Here is a 15,617-nt window from a genome sequence, read left to right as displayed (position 1 = left end):
CCTGTACATTGCCCGCCAGGTCGTGCAGACCGATTTCGTTGCCGTTGTTGTGGGCAATGAGGGTATCTTCACCGATGCTGTTTCCATTATCGCCCTGTTTCATTTCATCCTTCTCAATACCTGAATGCTCGCGCATACGTTCACCTTTCGCGGTGCGAAGATAAAAGGGTGATTGATATGGTGGAGGTGAAAGCCATTCGCATCGTTATATCCAGTGATGCCGCTGTGAAGAAGGTCTGGTTATTGGAGGAGCTCGCCTGATAGGGAAATACCTGTTGTATAAGTTACAGAACTGCGACTTTGAGGTGACTTTAGTATCATTTGTAGCTCGTTCAGAGTGAGTACATAATCTTTTTTGTGATGAACCATACAATGGCAATTGGAGCACAAAGGGATTAAATCAGTTGCTACGGATGTTTTGACGTACCGTGTTTCTTTACCAAGAGGATAAACATGATGGATCTCAATGTATCCCTCTCCGTATGTACCGTACGTCTCTCCAAAATTAAATCCACAACCTAAGCATGTTGTGCCATGTATGGCGATAGCGGCATTTCTCAATGCAGGATTGCGTTCAATCAGAGTTGATACTACAACTCTTCTGCCACCCTCTGTTCGTACAATCAGTGCGGTTTGTTCTTTGATGATGGAGGATGGATTGTCTTTTGTGTACGAATGAATGAATTGGATATAATGGCCTAATGCGCAACTGTACATATTGTGTCCAATAATATTGGATTCCCGGAAACTTTCGGAAAGTTCAAAGCCGTGTTGTATCGCAAATAAAAGAGCAGGATCGTTTATATGGAATAGGGTGTGATTATGGGCAAGAATTTTTTCGTTTTGTAAATAGTTTGAGATTTTATTTTTGATGGCATTGATGTAGCTTTGACATGTGCGAGGTTTTAAAGCTTTGTTTTGTAGGAATAGATAGAATTCTTTTTCCATAATTTGAGAAGGAATTGTTTGCATCATGGTTATCTTTGGTCGGGAATAATATTTTAGAGAGTGAGCAGCAATTCCAATACTTCCCGCAGTTTATCGACGGGGTGGAGTTTTTTGAGGCGGGGGAAGCGGCCTTCGAGGAGGATGTAGTCGCGGTTGCGGGTGAGCATGAGTTTTTGGCCGACGATTTCGACCTGAGCGATGTTGGCGCGGGAGGCCAGGAGTTTGATGCGCTGGCATTGCAGGAGGTTTTCGGCTTCTGCGGGGAGAGAACCGAAGCGGTCGATCCAGTGTTTCTGGAGTTGGTCGAGGTCGTTCAGGTGGGTGGCGTTGGCAAGGTCTTTGTAGGCCGCAATGCGGGTGCGGGTGGATTCCATGTAGGCCGAGGGAAGGTAGGTGCCGATGATGCCTTTGCGGCTTTCCTGGATGGTCATTTTGGCTTCGCTCCAGCAGATGAAGTCGGCTTTGAGGGTGGAGTCGGTGCGGAGGGTGGGTGTTTTGCCCTGGAGGCGTTCGATGGATTGCCGGAGGAGCTGGCAGTATAGTTCGAAGCCTATGGCGGCGATGTGGCCGCTTTGCTGGGTGCCGAGGAGGTTGCCGGCTCCGCGGATTTCGAGGTCGCGCATGGCGATTTTGAAGCCGGAGCCGAGTTCGGTGTATTGTTTGATGGCGGAGACGCGTTTTCGGGCGTCTCCGGTGGTGAGGGCGTGTCTCGGGAGGAGGAGGTAGGCGTAGGCGCGGTGGCCTGCACGGCCTACGCGGCCTCGGAGCTGGTAGAGGTCGGCGAGGCCGAAGCGGTCGGCGCGGTCGATGATGATGGTGTTGGCGTTGGGGATGTCGATGCCGCTTTCGATGATGGTGGTGGAGAGGAGGATGTCCGCTTCTCCGCGTACGAATTGCCCCATGACGTTTTCAAGGTCGCTTTTGTCCATTTGTCCGTGGCCGATGACGATACGGGCTTTGGGGACGAGCTGGTGGAGTTGGTGAGCCATGTGGTCGATGGTTTGGACGCGGTTGTGGAGGAAGAAGACCTGTCCGCCGCGTTTGAGTTCGCGTTCGATGGCATCTTTGATGAGTTTTTCGTCGTAGGGGCAGACGGCGGTTTGTACGGGGAGGCGGTTGAGGGGAGCGGTGTCGATGGTGCTCATGTCGCGTGCGCCCATGAGGGCGATGTAGAGGGTGCGCGGAATGGGGGTGGCGGAGAGGGTGAGCATGTCGACGGCTCGGAAGTTCGTTTTGAATTGTTCTTTGTGCCGAACGCCGAAGCGTTGTTCTTCGTCGATGACGACGAGGCCGAGGTTTTTGAAGCGAATGTCTTTGGAGATGAGGCGGTGGGTGCCGACGACGATGTCGACGGAGCCGTTGGCGAGGCCTTGCAGGATTTCCTTTTCTTTTTTGGCGGGGGTGAAGCGGCTGAGTATTTCGATGCGTACGGGGTATTCGCTCATGCGCGCTTTGAAGCTGCGGCCGTGCTGGTCGGCAAGGACGGTGGTGGGTACGAGGATGGCGGCCTGTTTGCCTCCCGTGATGCATTTGAAGGCGGCGCGGATGGCGACTTCCGTTTTGCCGAAGCCTACGTCGCCGCAGATGAGGCGGTCCATGGGGCGCGGGGATTCCATGTCCGCCTTGGCTTGCTGGATGGCTCGCAGCTGGTCCGGCGTTTCGCGGTAGGGGAAGGAGGATTCGAATTCCCACATCCAGGCGGAGTCTGCCGGGTGGGCGTAGCCCTGGTTGGTTTCGCGTTCGGCCTGTACTTCGAGGAGTTGGGCGGCGTAGTCGGCGACTGCTTTTTCGGCGGCTTTGCAGGCGCGTACCCATTTGGCGTCCCCGAGTTTGCTGAGTTCGGGCGTTTTGGTGCCGAGTCCGATGTATTTGGAGACGAGGTGTGATTGCCGGATGGGGATGCCGAGTTTGACTCCTCCCCGGTATTCGATGTACATTTCTTCTTCGCCGGTGTCGGGGCTTTTGTCGATGCCGATGTATTTGCCGAGGCCGTGGGAGGCGTGGATGACGAGGTCGCCGGGGAGGATTTCGCGGAGGGGTGTTTGGGCGCGTTCGCGGCGTGCGGCGTCTTCGCGATCAGCGCGTTTGCGGGCCTGTGGCGTGGTGTAGCGGCCGAAGAGTTCGGAGGAGGAGAGGACGGCGAGTTTGGCTCCCGGGGCGGTGAAGCCGTGCGGCAGTTCACCCTGGCAGTGGTGAACGCGTTCCCATGCGGGGTCGTTGCCGCAGATTTCGCGGAAGCGTTTTTCTTCTCCGGGATGGGGAAAGAAGATGGCGATTTCCCATGCCTGCCTGTTCCATTTTTCAAGCTGGCCGTGCGCGTAGTTGCGTTTGGCCTCCTGCATGACGAAGTCGCCGGTGTCGAAGCTGCCGAGCGGGGTACCGTAGAAGGCGGTTTTGTCGTTGTTTTGCGGGCGGTCGAGTTCGGCGGCGTCGGGTATGTCTTCCGGAGGCGTTTCGAGGATGACGATGTTGCCGCTTTCCCGGCAGTCGGGGGTGGAGATGATCCAGTCGTCGGGGCTGATCCAGTTTTTGAGTTTTTGTTTGGACGGAGGTTCGGAGAGGAGGAGTTGAGCTCCTTTGAGTTTTTTGAAGGATAGCTGGGAGTCGATGTCGAAGGCTCGGATGGATTCGATGGTGTCGCCGAAGAGTTCGATGCGGAGGGGGTGGGGGGCTTGCAACGGGAATACGTCGACGATGCCGCCCCGGACGGACCACTGCCCGCGTGCGATGACCTGGTCGCTGCGTTCGAATCCGGCTTCGGTGAGCATGGCGATGAGCGCATTTTGCTCGATGGTGTCGCCGATGCTGAAGTATGAGGTTTGTTCTTCGATGGTGCTGGAGGCGGGGGCATCCTGCATGAGTGCGGTTTCCGTGAGGACGACGAGTTGTCGTTCTTCGGAGGGCAGGGAGAGTTTTTGAAGGATGTCGAGGCGTTCGGCGAGGAGGTCGGGGTCGGAGAGTCCGTTGTTGATGTGGATTTCCTGTTCGGGGAGGAAGAGTGTGTGGCCTTGTTTCCAGATGGGGAGTTCGGCTGCGAGGCGTTCCTGCCGGGGGAGGTCGGGTGTGAGTATCCAGATGCGCTGTTTCGGCCCGGCAGTGGAGGCGATGAGGGAGATGAGGAAGGAGAGCGCCGCCGGAGGAGTTTGTTCGAAGATGACAGGAGTGTTGCGCGTGTTTTCCTTGCCCAGAACGGACAATTTCCGGCGAAATGCCGCTGTGCGTGCGACGCGGGCAAGGAGTTCCTGTATCATGGCGAAGGTGTCGAGGCTGTTCCGTTTTCCTTGCTGCCATGCAAAAGGATGAGGGATAGCCTCAAGTGTGCATTTATTGAAGCATGCCGCCGCCTTTTTGTAAAGCGGGCGGCGTGGCTGCAAAAAAGCCGGAAGGGGGGCTTCCGGCTTTTTCGTCAGGTTGGAGTGCCTGTGTTATTTTTTCGTGACGTTGCGCATGGGGCACTGGCCTTGTGCGCGTTTCTGCTGTTCTTCCAGAGCGGCTTTCTGGGCTTCCATCATGCGCTGGAGGAAGCCGCCTTTTTTCTTGGGCTGTTTGGTCAGCTCAGGCATGGGCAGGCGGCGGATGATGTAGGATTGGCCGATGGAGATGAGGTTTTGCACTGTCCAGTAGAGGGCGAGGGCGCTGGCGAAGTTGTAGCAGAAGAAGAAGAATATCCAGGGCATGAAGGCCATGATTTTCTGCTGCGTGGGGTCGCCCGCCTTCGGCGTGAGTTTCATCTGGATGATCATGGTAGCGGCCATGATGATGGGAAGGATGTTGATCGGCAGGTCCCAGCCCATGATGGGGAGGGTGGCGACGGTGTCCGGCAGGGAGAGGTCGTGGATCCAGCCGAGGAATCCTTGGCCGCGCAGTTCTGCGGAGTATTGAAGTACGCGGTAGAAGGCGAAGAAGATGGGGATCTGCAGGAGCATGGGCAGGCAGCCGCTGGCGGGATTGATGCCGTACTGCTGGTACAGTTTCATCATTTCCATGTTGATTTTCTGCTTGTCGTCGCCGTACTTTTCCTTGAGCTCTTTCATTTTGGGCTGCATGAGCGACATGCGCTTCATGGACATGTACGATTTTTTGTGCAGCGGCCAGATAAGGAGGCGTACGACGATGGTCATGCAGACGATGGACCAGCCCCAGTTGCCGAGCCAGCCGTGGAAGAGGTTGAGCAGCCAGTTCATCGGTGCTGCAAGGATCCAGAGCCAGCCGTAGCCCATGATGGAGTCAAGCTGGTTGGGCATGCCGCTCAGGTATTGGTTGAGTTTGGGGCCGGCGTAGATGTCGTACTGGACGGTTTTCTGGTCGCCGCGGTGTTCTCCTTCGACCGGGCGGAGGTCGATGGCAGGCATGAGGATGGCGAATTCGACGCCGTTGACTCCATAGCTGTTTTCATGTTTCAGTTTGAAGTGGCGGGGGGCGGTGTAGATGGCTTCGCCCGTGGAGTCTTTGCCGGGGATGAGGAGGGTGGCGTAGTACTGGTTCATGACGCCGCCCCATGTGATGTTGTTGAGTGTTTTGAATTCGCGGTCCTTGGCATCGCTGAACCATCCGCCCTTGAAGTAGGAAGGCGCTTCGTGTTCGTAATCGCCGTCGGCTTGGTAGACGAGGTTTGTGTAGGCGTCTGCATTTTCGTTTTTGGCGATGGGGTAGCCGCCGCCAGCCATGATGCCGATGTCACGATGGCTCACTCGTTCCTTGGAGATGTTCTCCATGGTGATTTTGAGGGAGACTGTGTAGAGGTTGCTTTTTTCGTCGTCCTTGGCGGCGGGCTTGAGGCTGTATTCCTTGATGATGCCGAGTTTGCCGTCCGGAGATTTGCCGAGGAGGCGTACTGTGGTGGGGGAGGAGTCAAGGAGGGTGTATTCTGTTTCGTCGTACAGGGGGGCGGCGTGGCCGCTGAGGTTGTAGGCGATGGAGCCGATGCCGACCGGGCTGTCTTCATTGATGCGGACGTGATGGTCCGGAACGGTTTGGCTGTTGATTTGCTGTTCGCAGATTTCGACGTATTCGAGCGAGCCGCCCTTGTTGGAGAAGGCGAATTTGGCGATGTCCTTGCCGTTGTCTTTGGAGACGAGGGTGGCAATGGTTTTGGGGGTGAAGCGGGTGGACGGTGCAGCGGCGGTTTCGGCAGTGGCTGTTGCGGTTTCGGCTGCAGGTGCCGCAGGAGCGGCGGAGGGCTGCGTTTGCATGGTGGGCTGTTTGGCCGCTGCCAGCTGTGCATTCTGTTCTTTGATTTTCTGGTTTTGGTCGCTGTAGTACAGGCTCAGGCCGAGGCAGGCGCAACACAGGATGACGATGATCCAAGCTTTTTTATCCATGGTATGTCTGATGGTGGTGTATCGTGAAAATCGGAGGGGTGATGCTGGGGGGAAGGGTTACGGTTTGGGCGTTTTGGCCGGAGGTACCGGATCGTAGCCCATGGGGCCCCAAGGGTTGCATTTGAGGATGCGGCGAATGCCGAGTGCCGAGCCTTTCCATGCGCCGTGCGCGTTGACGGCCTGCATGAAGTATTCCGAGCATGAGGGGGTGAAGCGGCATCCGCTGCCGGGGCCGCAGAGGATGTGCAAGGGTCTGCGGATGACGTGGCGATAGAAGGCTATCAGGAGGCGGATCACGTGCTTCATGCAGTGCAGGGGGCCGGAGTTCGTTTGGCATTCAACTGCGTTTGCAGTCGGAGCAGCGTTTTGCGGAAGTCTTTGTCCAGATGGGCGTAGTCCGCTTCCGCTGCACGCCAACGCAGTATGACGACGACATGGTATCCTGAGGCAAGGGGTGCGCCGTGCTGGCGAAGGATTTCCCGGATGCGGCGGCGCAACAGGTTGCGAAGGACGGCGTTGCCGACTTTCTTCGTGCAGATGATGCCGAACCGGGATTCGGTGGCCGGATCGGGTAGAGCGGCTGCGCTCAATACAAGAAGGCGCCCCGCGGAAGATGCTCCGTCCGAACGTACCTTGGCGAACTCATAGGCTCGCGTCATACTTTGCCGGCGTGTCAATCGCATCGTTCACAGGGCGCTCCGGGAGGTGCTCCTTGTTCAACAAGGACATAAGCTTCCGGTGGAAGCCTATGTCTTTTATTGACGTAAGGCTTAGCGGCCGTGCTGGATGGTGTGGCGCTTGTAGTGCACTTCGGCGCCCTTGGGAAGGAGGCGCTTGCGGCCTTTGGCGCGACGGCGGCGAAGGATGTCCTGGCCGTTCTTGGTGGCCATGCGTGCACGGAATCCGAACTGGCGCTTGCGGCAGCGCTTGGAAGGCTGGTAGGTTCTCTTGCTCATATCAGTAAAAGATCGATGTTAAGTTAATACGTCCGTCGGAGCCGCTTGACACACGACCGGGTGAGGAATCATAACCGATTTTTCCCGCATGTCAAGACGTCATCCTCGTTTTTGGGCTTTTTATGCGTCCTGAACGATGAATTTGAGTTCCGCTTCGGCGGTGATTTCACCGTTGACGAGGCAGCGGCCGATAGCTTGGCCGATGGCTCCGCGCATTTTGACGAGTTCCGTTTCGATGATGAGGATGTCGCCGGGGATGACGGGGCGGCGGAATTTGACTTTGTCCGCACTCATGAAGTAGCCGATTTTGCCTTGGTTGCCGGGGATGCGGAGCATGAGGATGGAGGCTACCTGCGCCATGGCTTCAACCTGAAGTACACCGGGCATGACGGGGTGTTCCGGGAAGTGGCCCTGGAAGAAGAGCTCGTTCATGGTGAGGTTTTTCTGGCCGATGCACTTGGTTTCTCCTTCAAAGCCGATGATGCGGTCCACCATGAGGAAGGGGTAGCGGTGCGGCAGAAGTTTCATGACTTCGCGGGTGTCGAGTACGGCTTCGCCGGTGGGGATGTCGGCAGGCTTGGGCAGAAGGGATTGCATGTTGCTGTATTCCTTCTTGAGCTTGGCTGCAAGCTGGGTGTTCGGTCCGTGGCCCGGCATGATGGCGATGACGTGGCCGAGGATGCGGCGGCCGTTGAGGATGAGGTCGCCGATCATGTCCATGGCCTTGTGGCGGGCCAGTTCGTTGTGGAAGCGGAGGGGTTCTTTGCTGAGGATCTGGTCGCCTTTGAGGACGATGGCGTTTTCGATGCTGCCGCCTTTGATGAGGCCTTTTTCGATGAGGGGGGCGACGTCTTCGTAGAAGCAGAAGGTGCGCGCGGGTGAGAGTTCGGCTTCGTAGGTTTCCGGCGTGATGACGGCGTCGAAGTACTGGGTGAAGCGGCCTTCCGGGCCGACGCAGGTGACGGAGATGCGGAAGTCTTTCGAGGGAAGGACGGTGAGGATGGAGCCGCCTTTGGTTTCGATGGTGACGGGCTGACGGATTTGCCAGACGCGGCGGGGAGCATCCTGTTCGACGATGCCGGCCGATTTGATGAGTTCGACGTAGGGGCGTGAGGAGCCGTCCGCAATGGGGGGCTCGTTGGCGTCCATTTCGATGATGGCGTTGTCGACGCCCATGCCCGTGAGGGCGGAGAGGATGTGTTCGACGGTGTGAACCTTGACGGAGCCTTCGGCGAGCGTGGTGGCGCGTTCGACGGTCTGAACCTTGTCTACATCGGCGGCGATGAAGGGTTGGTCGGGCAGGTCGACGCGGCGGAATTTCAAACCGGAATCAGCCGGGGCGGGGTTGAGTGTCAGGGTGACGGGCTGGCCCGTGTGCAGGGATGTGCCTTCGAGCGAGGCGCTTTTTGCTAAGGTTCTTTGATTGGTGGCTGACATACTGGCGGTATTCTATCTTATTTCCATTTGCCTGTGAAGTCTAAATAGAGAGGAAGGCGTGGCTAAAAGTAATCCTTTTGCTGACGCGGTTCGGTGCTGTTGGCGTGAAAAGATGGTGTCTGGCATCGATGAGAAAGGGATGACGTGAAACGGAGTGAGCTGCCGGTTGTCTGCGCGAGTTTTGTCTTGTCTCAGGTGTTGCATGGGGTATGATTGTTGTAGATGGAAGCTGCTGGGCATTTTTATGTCGGCTGTTTCCAATACTCCAATTACCCATATTGATATGTTCAGGATATTCTGGCTGGTTTGCGGCTCGTTATCGTGCTGTATGTGTGCTTCTTTTTCTTCGGATTCCAAGGAGAAGAAGGCTGTTGCCATGGTGCGGCGAGGGAAGGTGGCGAAGGATGATTTGGTGGCAGTGCTGAAGCGGACAGCTGCGATCAGGCTTGAATGGATCGACAGAAGTTCGCCTTCGGAGATGATCGATCCAGCGCGAACGAAGGAGGTGGTGAAGATTTTGAGGGAGGATAGCCGTTCCGGTGTTCTTCGCCGGTTGGATGCGGATGTCGATTTTTTCCGAATGCCTCCCGATCTTGTGTTTCTGGATATTCACGGCAAGGAGGCTGGCAGGGTGTCTTTGGCTCGGGTCTGTTCGGCATCTGATGCACAGCGACGATCCAATGCATGGGCGGATCTCGTGTTGCCGGACGAGCAGTATTATCAATTGATCGAGTTGCTCAAGTATGCCGATACGGGGACGAACCGGTCCATTCGCGTGTGGTGTTCCAAAGGGAAGGTTGAGTTCGAATATGTTGGAATACGCTATGCTTCTCTGGAACAATTGAAGAGGCATGCCGATTTGAAGAATGCTTTTACCGTTCATCTGATGCACAAGGTTGCTTCGGACGAGTGCTGGATGCTTTATAGGGAGATGGAAAGAATAGGGTTCAGGATCGAAGATATGACTGTACCTTTCGATAATGGACATCATGGTACGGTGTTGCCGGTTGGTCTCCGGGAGTTACGTCAGTGTGAGAGGTTGGGGGCTGTGTGCTTGTGTGAAAAACGAGATTTCCTACGGTTGTGATTATGCTGTTGATGATAAGTGGATTTTTTCATTCCTTGAGTTTCTGGGATTGGTTCGTTTTCTGGTGTGCGGTGACGGTGTTGCTGATCGTGCAAGCTTGTATTCCTTGTCTTCGCCGATGCTTCTCCATCTATGTATCCAAGTTGTTTTTCTTTTCAGGCATAAGCTGTCTTGTGATGTGTTTGGGGTCGTATGCCGATGCTGTGGATCAAGATATCGGAGGTTCCTTTCATCTTGGGCACTCTTTTGGGGTCAACGGCAAAATCGGTGGGAAGATGGATTATAGAGAGAAAATCATAGATTAAACCCTCCGCATTCGACCAGTACTCTGAGGCGGTAGTTTTGAAAGTTGCGAAACCCATAAGCCCGGCGCTGGATGAGTTTCATTTTTCGATGGAAGCCTTCCGTAATTCCGTTGTTTTGGAGGTATCTCCACATTCTGATGATGGGGGCATACCATTTCCTGATGGTGAGTCCTATTTTCTTCATTTCAGGCGGAGCCTGATGAGTGAGCATGAGCATCATTTCCCTGAGTTTTCGTATGTTTCGTTTGCATTGCTTTACATTCTGCGTTTTGATTCTCAAGAGGTCACAGAGTTGTTCCTTGAAGTGATGAGAGATGCCAATAGCGGGGTTGAGTTCAAAGAGTTGATGCAAGGTTTGCTTTTCCCGGGAGGTGAGGTTGCAGGTTCTTTTTCTCAGGGGATGGATGATGAGGCGTTTCCAGCGTATGGTTTGCTGAGCTTGTTTGCAGAATTCCATAAAGTGGTGCTGGATCATGCGGATGACGTGGAAGCGATCCGCTACTATTTTGGCGTTGGGGAAGCATTTGCGGACGATGTTTCTGTAGCTTGAGCTTAGGTCCATGCAGACCATTTGTACTTTGTCTCTGTTTTTGTAAGTTTTTAAGGTTCTTTCTACTTGAGCAAGGGATTTGCCTTCGATGATGTCGTAGATGCGGTGGTTGCCCAGGTCGGCGATGGTGGTGGCAAACTTGCGTCCCTTGTGGATGGTGTGTTCGTCGATGCCGATCATGAGGGGGGCGGGGTAGTTTAAGGATTCTTTGATTTTGAGTTCAAATCGTTCGTGGATGATGCGTTCCACTGTGCTGGGGGATACACCGAATTCTTTCGATATGGTTTTGTTGTTGACGTTTTTGATGTATTCGTGAGTGATGGCTTTGCGATATTGTTCGCTGCTTCTCTTTTTGGGCAGCAAGCCTTCGATGGGTTCGCGAAAGAGGTAGGTGCAGTGTTGGCATTTGTAGCGTTTTGCTTGGATGAGAAATGTTCTTTTTGCTCCTTCATCATTGATGAAGGCAGCTTGACGCGAGTAGTGGTCGTAGAGTTTTAAGCTGCTCTTCCCACATTGGGGGCAGACCACGCGTCGTGGAGAGATGTATTCAACACGCGAAGTTTTGGCTTGCCGTAGGCCGTAGGTGCGAAGTATTCTGAAGTTTCGATGATACACACAGGGCATGGCAGGGATACGTCCCTCCATGCTCAATTCATTTTGTCGGGGGGCTTGATTTTGTGCGTTGCTGATTGCTTCCTTTTTGCTTCCTTTGGTGGTCATCCACCGATTTTAACGGAGAGCCCTCTTTTGTCGCTTTTCTTTTATGGTGTGTTTTACTGGTGATGGTGTTTGTTCTCGTGACGCTGTGGCATTATGCCCGTTCGGATTTCAAGCGGCTGATGGTGCATCAATCGTTTTATCAGGGTCGATTTTCATGCAAGGGTTCCGCGAAGTCACAACAAGGACCAGGTTCGGGCCGGGCTAGTGGCTCGGGAAGGAAGGGCCGGCGAGTGTTGGGATGCGATAGCTCGGAATGAGTCGGCTATCGCCGGTACAAGTTTATTCGTTTTCCTGACCGTGAGTGCTTGCGTTCAGGTTTCGTGCAGGGAGAGGCTTAAAATAAAAAAGCCTTCCTGTGTTCAAGAAGGCGAAAGAATGGAGCGGATGATGGGATTCGAACCCACGACATCAACCTTGGCAAGGTTGCGCTCTACCCCTGAGCTACATCCGCTTGGATGCGTGAACTTTTTGGTTCACAGGTATAAATGGAGCGGATGATGGGATTCGAACCCACGACATCAACCTTGGCAAGGTTGCGCTCTACCCCTGAGCTACATCCGCTTGGATGCGTGAACCGTTTGGTTCACAGGTTGTTGCAAGTTGCCCGGAAGGGGGCTTGTTGCGGGAGAGATTCTACATGTTTTCCCGATGTTTGCAAGTCTTTTTTTCGAGTTTTTCGGGTTTGTGTGTGTCTGTTTGCGTTGTTGCTTGATTGTGTGATGTTCGTGCAGGGTGAGTTGTTGCCTGTCGGGCTGTGCCGTGCGGCGAGGCAGGTGACGCAAGGAGGGCGTTATTTGCTCCAGGAGGGGCGATAGTGTCCGGTGAGGGGGAAGGTGAAGAGCATGTCTTCTTCCTGTGTGCCGCTGCCGATGTTGTGGATGATGAGGGGAGTGCCTTCGGCATTTTTCCGGTCGGAGACGATGGCGATGTGGGGGAGGTTGGGTGGGACGGTGCAGGTGATGATGTCGCCGGGCAGGTAGTCCGCCGGGTTTTTGGTGACGGGGAGGCTCCAGCCGCGACGCGACATGAAGGTCATGAGGTTGGGGACGCGGCGGTGGTCGATGTTTTTGTCGGGGCGTTTGAGCCCCCATTGGCGGGGGTAGCGCGAGAAGTTGGCCTTCATGTCTTCATGGACGGCTTTCTGGAGGTCGAGGCCTTTGCGGCGCATGGCGCGGATGACGACGTCGGTGCAGACTCCGCGATCCTGGGCGACGTCGCCTCCCGGGTAGGGGAGGGAGACGTAGGAGGGGTCGTAGGTGACGGTGACACCGATTTGCTCGCGGGCGTGTTCGGGCAGTGTGTCCGCCGTGCAGACGGCGAGCAAGGCGGGTATGAAGGCAAGGCAGGTGCGGATGGGGTTCATGGGGTAGTGGGGTTTGGGTTGGAGTGGCGTGCGGCGGTCAGGCCGGGAGTTGGAGGAGGCGCAGGCGCCGGAGGGTTTCATCCCGGCCGAGGATGGCGATGATGTCTCCGAGGTCGGGGCCTGCATGGGAGCCGGTGAGGGCGATGCGGACGGGGAACATGATGGCTCCGGGTTTGAGGCCGCGTTCCTTGGCAAGGGGTTTGATGAGGGAGACGGCTTCGTGGCCGTCGAAGATGGTCATGTGTTCGATGGTCTGGGCGAAGGTTGCGAGGAGTTCGGGGGCGTTGGGCTGGAGTTTGCCGAGGGCTTCCTGTTCGTATTCGAGGGTTTCGATGAAGCCGAGGTGCGCGGGTACTTCGCTGAGGAGCTGGACTTTGGTCTGGACGCTCGGGATGGCCATGCGGAGGACGGGGGTGTCCTGCATGCCGGCTGCGAGGCAGAAGGGGAGGGCCATTTCGACGAAGCGGTCGGGAGCCATGCGGAGGATGTGCTGCTGGTTCATCCATTTGCATTTGGCGATGTCGAATTTGGCGGCGGAGCGGTTGACGGCTTCGAGGCTGAAGCGCTGGATGAGTTCTTCTTTGGTGAAGATTTCGGTATCATCCTTGGGCGACCAGCCGAGGAGGGCGATGAAGTTGACGACGGCGTCGGGGACGAAGCCGTCTTCGGGGTAGGTGCCGAGGGCGGCGCCTACGTCGCGTTTGGACATTTTGGAGCCGTCCGGGTTCTGGATGAGGGGGATGTGCGCGTAGGCCGGGGGGGTGACTCCGAACGCCTCGAAGAGCTGGATGTGCTTGAAGGTGTTCATGATGTGGTCTTCCCCGCGGATGACGTGGGTGATTTCCATTTCGATGTCGTCGACGACGTTGACGAAGTGGAAGATGTAGGAGCCATCCGAGCGTTTGACGACCATGTCCGGGGTGTTGTCTTCGTTGGAGTAGTCGACGGAGATGTCTCCGCAGATGAGGTCGTGGAGGGTGACGATGCCGTCGCGGGTGAAGCGGAAGCGCCATGCGCCATCCTGTTCGTAGACGCGGCCGGTGGCCATGAGTTTCTGGAAGTAGGCGTCGTAGATGCCGTCGCGCTGGCTTTGGAAGTAGGGGCCGTAGTCGCCGCCTTTGCCGTGGCCTTCGTCCCAGTCGAGGCCGAGCCATTCCATGCCTGCGAAGATGGCGCGGGTGGCGTCTTCGACGTGGCGTTCGTGGTCGGTGTCTTCAATGCGGAGGACGAAGGTGCCGCCCATTTTGCGGGCGAAGAGGTAGTTGAAGAGTGCGGTGCGCGCGCCGCCGATGTGCAGGTATCCGGTGGGCGATGGTGCGAAGCGTGTGCGTACTGTGGTGCTCATACGGGGACGATACGCCACGGATGGGACGATTTCAAGCCGAAAGGGTGTTTTTTCGGCGGTGATGCCGCGCTGTGCCGGAGGGGCGGTTCAGTGCGGAGGTTGTTGGGGCGGAGCAGGCTGCCGGTCGCGCAGGCTGCGGAGGTGTGCCATGCGTTCGCCGATGCGGAGTTCGAGGCCGTTGGCGGTGGGGGTGTAGTAGATGCGGCCTTCGGGGAGGTAGGCCTGGGGGACGTAGTGTTCGTCGTAGTCGTGGGCGTATTTGTATTGGAGGTCGGCGTCGTCGGCGCCTCCGGCTTTGGCGAGTTTTTTGCGCGTGGGGGTGGAGAGGTGGGCGGGTACGGCGAGGGTTTTGCCTTCACGTACGTCTTTGAGGGCCATGTCGATGCCGAGGTAGGCGGAGTTGCTTTTGGGGGCGGTGGCGAGGTAGACGGTGGCGTGGGCAAGGTTGATGCGGGCTTCGGGCATGCCGATCATTTCGACGGCGCGGGCGGCATCGAGGGCGACGCGGAGGGCGTTCGAGTCGGCAAGGCCGACGTCTTCACTGGCGGCGATGACGATGCGGCGTGCAATGAAGCGCGGGTCTTCCCCGGCGTTGAGCATGACGGCGAGCCAGTAGAGGGCGGCGTCCGGGTCGGAGCCGCGCATGGATTTGATGAAGGCGGAGATGGTGTCGTAGTGTCCGTCGCCCCCTCGGTCGTAGCGGACGGCTTTTTTCTGGATGGATTCTTCGGCGACGGCGAGGTCGATGAGGATGATTCCCTGTGCGTCCGCATCGGTGGAGAGGACGGCGACTTCGAGGGCTGTGAGGGCTTTGCGGGCGTCTCCGTCGGCCTTGAGGGCGATGTGGTCGAGGGCTTCCTGCGTGATGTCGATGTTCCGGGTGCCGAAGCCGCGTTCTTCGTCGGCGATGGCGCGGCGGAGGAGGGCGATCATGTCTTCCTCGGAGACGGGTTCCAGCGGGAAGATCTGGGAGCGGGAGAGGAGCGGGGTGTTGATGGCGAAGTAGGGGTTCTCCGTGGTGGCTCCGATGAAGCGGATGACTCCTTTTTCGAGGTGGGGGAGGAGGACGTCCTGCTGGGCTTTGTTGAAGCGGTGGAGTTCGTCGACGAAGAGGATGGTGCGCTGGCCGTGGAGGGTTTGGCGGGTGCGGGCTTCGGCGATGCGGTCGCGTACTTCGGAGACGTTGGATTCGACGCCGTTGAGCATGACGAAGTAGGCCGCTGTCTGCTGGGCGATGACGGAGGCGATGGTGGTTTTGCCGACGCCGGGCGGGCCGTAGAAGAGGAGGGAGGAGAAGCGGTCGGTTTCGATGGCACGGCGGAGGAGTTTGCCGGGGGCGAGGAGGTGCTGCTGCCCGACGATTTCACCGATGGTGCGGGGGCGCATGCGTGCGGCCAGCGGCATGGTGTCGAGCGGGGTGGCCTGCGTGCGTGTGTCGTCGCTTCGTCCGTGTGGCGTGAAGAGATCCATCAAGGCGAGTATAAGAAATGTTTCCACGGCGGGCAAGTATGGATCGGGGCAGTATGGAGGCCAGAACGGGCATGTTGAAAGTTTTCTGATGGGGTGTGCGTATTTCATCTATACT

12 protein-coding genes and 2 tRNA genes are annotated in these 15,617 nt (G+C 56.7%); 1 reads left to right on the top strand and 13 read right to left on the bottom strand.

The genetic code is table 11. The features are described 5' to 3' along the window. Window positions 1–240: 240 nt before the first annotated feature. The 7 genes from AC781_RS13680 to AC781_RS06575 all read right to left on the bottom strand — a co-directional run bounded on the left by AC781_RS13680 (window position 241) and on the right by AC781_RS06575 (window position 8,662). Complete coding sequence (locus AC781_RS13680) at window positions 241–948, bottom strand: HNH endonuclease (protein WP_218107260.1); 708 nt, start codon at window positions 946–948, stop codon at window positions 241–243. Window positions 949–1,001: 53 nt separating this feature from the next. Continuing rightward, a complete protein-coding gene (gene mfd / locus AC781_RS06600; protein WP_067775434.1) occupies window positions 1,002–4,199 on the bottom strand; it encodes a transcription-repair coupling factor in 3,198 nt (1,065 codons plus the stop codon). A 174-nt stretch (window positions 4,200–4,373) separates the two neighbouring features. Next, window positions 4,374–6,269, bottom strand: a complete 1,896-nt coding sequence (gene yidC / locus AC781_RS06595) for a membrane protein insertase YidC (RefSeq protein WP_067775401.1) — start codon at window positions 6,267–6,269, stop codon at window positions 4,374–4,376. Between the two features lie 57 nt (window positions 6,270–6,326). Further along, complete coding sequence (gene yidD / locus AC781_RS06590) at window positions 6,327–6,575, bottom strand: membrane protein insertion efficiency factor YidD (RefSeq protein WP_067775399.1); 249 nt, start codon at window positions 6,573–6,575, stop codon at window positions 6,327–6,329. Continuing rightward, entirely contained in the window at window positions 6,572–6,952 is a 381-nt protein-coding gene (rnpA, locus tag AC781_RS06585; protein WP_083076677.1) for a ribonuclease P protein component, read from the bottom strand. Before rnpA ends, yidD begins: the two co-directional genes overlap by 4 nt. Window positions 6,953–7,039: 87 nt before the next feature. Next, window positions 7,040–7,225, bottom strand: coding sequence for a 50S ribosomal protein L34 (rpmH, locus tag AC781_RS06580; protein WP_067775397.1), 186 nt, complete (start codon window positions 7,223–7,225; stop codon window positions 7,040–7,042). Window positions 7,226–7,345: 120 nt separating this feature from the next. Continuing rightward, a complete protein-coding gene (locus tag AC781_RS06575; protein ID WP_067775395.1) occupies window positions 7,346–8,662 on the bottom strand; it encodes a bifunctional UDP-3-O-[3-hydroxymyristoyl] N-acetylglucosamine deacetylase/3-hydroxyacyl-ACP dehydratase in 1,317 nt (438 codons plus the stop codon). Between the two features lie 244 nt (window positions 8,663–8,906). On the opposite strand from AC781_RS06575, the gene AC781_RS06565 reads away from it, so the two are divergent. Beyond that, complete coding sequence (locus AC781_RS06565; protein ID WP_141675791.1) at window positions 8,907–9,749, top strand: hypothetical protein; 843 nt, start codon at window positions 8,907–8,909, stop codon at window positions 9,747–9,749. 294 nt (window positions 9,750–10,043) lie between these two features. Here the strand turns inward: AC781_RS06565 and AC781_RS06555 are convergent, their stop codons facing one another. The 6 genes from AC781_RS06555 to AC781_RS06530 form a co-directional block, all read right to left on the bottom strand. Next, window positions 10,044–11,324, bottom strand: a complete 1,281-nt coding sequence (locus AC781_RS06555; RefSeq protein WP_083076674.1) for an ISL3 family transposase — start codon at window positions 11,322–11,324, stop codon at window positions 10,044–10,046. 376 nt (window positions 11,325–11,700) lie between these two features. Beyond that, window positions 11,701–11,775, bottom strand: a tRNA-Gly gene (locus AC781_RS06550). 35 nt (window positions 11,776–11,810) lie between these two features. Beyond that, window positions 11,811–11,885: transfer RNA gene (locus tag AC781_RS06545), tRNA-Gly, on the bottom strand. 229 nt (window positions 11,886–12,114) lie between these two features. Continuing rightward, a complete protein-coding gene (locus AC781_RS06540) occupies window positions 12,115–12,687 on the bottom strand; it encodes a DUF1287 domain-containing protein (RefSeq protein WP_067775422.1) in 573 nt (190 codons plus the stop codon). 37 nt (window positions 12,688–12,724) lie between these two features. Beyond that, complete coding sequence (locus AC781_RS06535) at window positions 12,725–14,032, bottom strand: glutamate--tRNA ligase (RefSeq protein ID WP_067775376.1); 1,308 nt, start codon at window positions 14,030–14,032, stop codon at window positions 12,725–12,727. Window positions 14,033–14,119: 87 nt separating this feature from the next. Next, the gene (locus AC781_RS06530) at window positions 14,120–15,502 is read right to left on the bottom strand and encodes a replication-associated recombination protein A (RefSeq protein WP_067775373.1); all 1,383 of its coding nucleotides are present in this window, start codon (window positions 15,500–15,502) and stop codon (window positions 14,120–14,122) included. Window positions 15,503–15,617 lie beyond the last annotated feature (115 nt).

Origin of the sequence: Neoakkermansia glycaniphila (genome assembly GCF_001683795.1) — a bacterium.
GTDB lineage: Bacteria > Verrucomicrobiota > Verrucomicrobiia > Verrucomicrobiales > Akkermansiaceae > Akkermansia > Akkermansia glycaniphila.
Note: the sequence above shows the minus strand (reverse complement) of the source record. Positions and strands in the feature narration are given on the sequence as shown.

Excerpts from the sequence above, each read along its gene's own strand:
- rpmH (WP_067775397.1), bottom strand. The coding sequence starts at position 7,225 with ATGAGCAAGAGAACCTACCAGCCTTCCAAGCGCTGCCGCAAGCGCCAG.
- yidC (WP_067775401.1), bottom strand. The coding sequence starts at position 6,269 with ATGGATAAAAAAGCTTGGATCATCGTCATCCTGTGTTGCGCCTGCCTC.
- AC781_RS06565 (WP_141675791.1), top strand. The coding sequence starts at position 8,907 with ATGTCGGCTGTTTCCAATACTCCAATTACCCATATTGATATGTTCAGG.
- AC781_RS06540 (WP_067775422.1), bottom strand. The coding sequence starts at position 12,687 with ATGAACCCCATCCGCACCTGCCTTGCCTTCATACCCGCCTTGCTCGCC.
- mfd (WP_067775434.1), bottom strand. The coding sequence starts at position 4,199 with ATGATACAGGAACTCCTTGCCCGCGTCGCACGCACAGCGGCATTTCGC.
- rnpA (WP_083076677.1), bottom strand. The coding sequence starts at position 6,952 with ATGCGATTGACACGCCGGCAAAGTATGACGCGAGCCTATGAGTTCGCC.
- AC781_RS06530 (WP_067775373.1), bottom strand. The coding sequence starts at position 15,502 with ATGGATCTCTTCACGCCACACGGACGAAGCGACGACACACGCACGCAG.
- AC781_RS13680 (WP_218107260.1), bottom strand. The coding sequence starts at position 948 with ATGGAAAAAGAATTCTATCTATTCCTACAAAACAAAGCTTTAAAACCT.
- AC781_RS06535 (WP_067775376.1), bottom strand. The coding sequence starts at position 14,032 with ATGAGCACCACAGTACGCACACGCTTCGCACCATCGCCCACCGGATAC.
- yidD (WP_067775399.1), bottom strand. The coding sequence starts at position 6,575 with ATGAAGCACGTGATCCGCCTCCTGATAGCCTTCTATCGCCACGTCATC.
- AC781_RS06555 (WP_083076674.1), bottom strand. The coding sequence starts at position 11,324 with ATGACCACCAAAGGAAGCAAAAAGGAAGCAATCAGCAACGCACAAAAT.
- AC781_RS06575 (WP_067775395.1), bottom strand. The coding sequence starts at position 8,662 with ATGTCAGCCACCAATCAAAGAACCTTAGCAAAAAGCGCCTCGCTCGAA.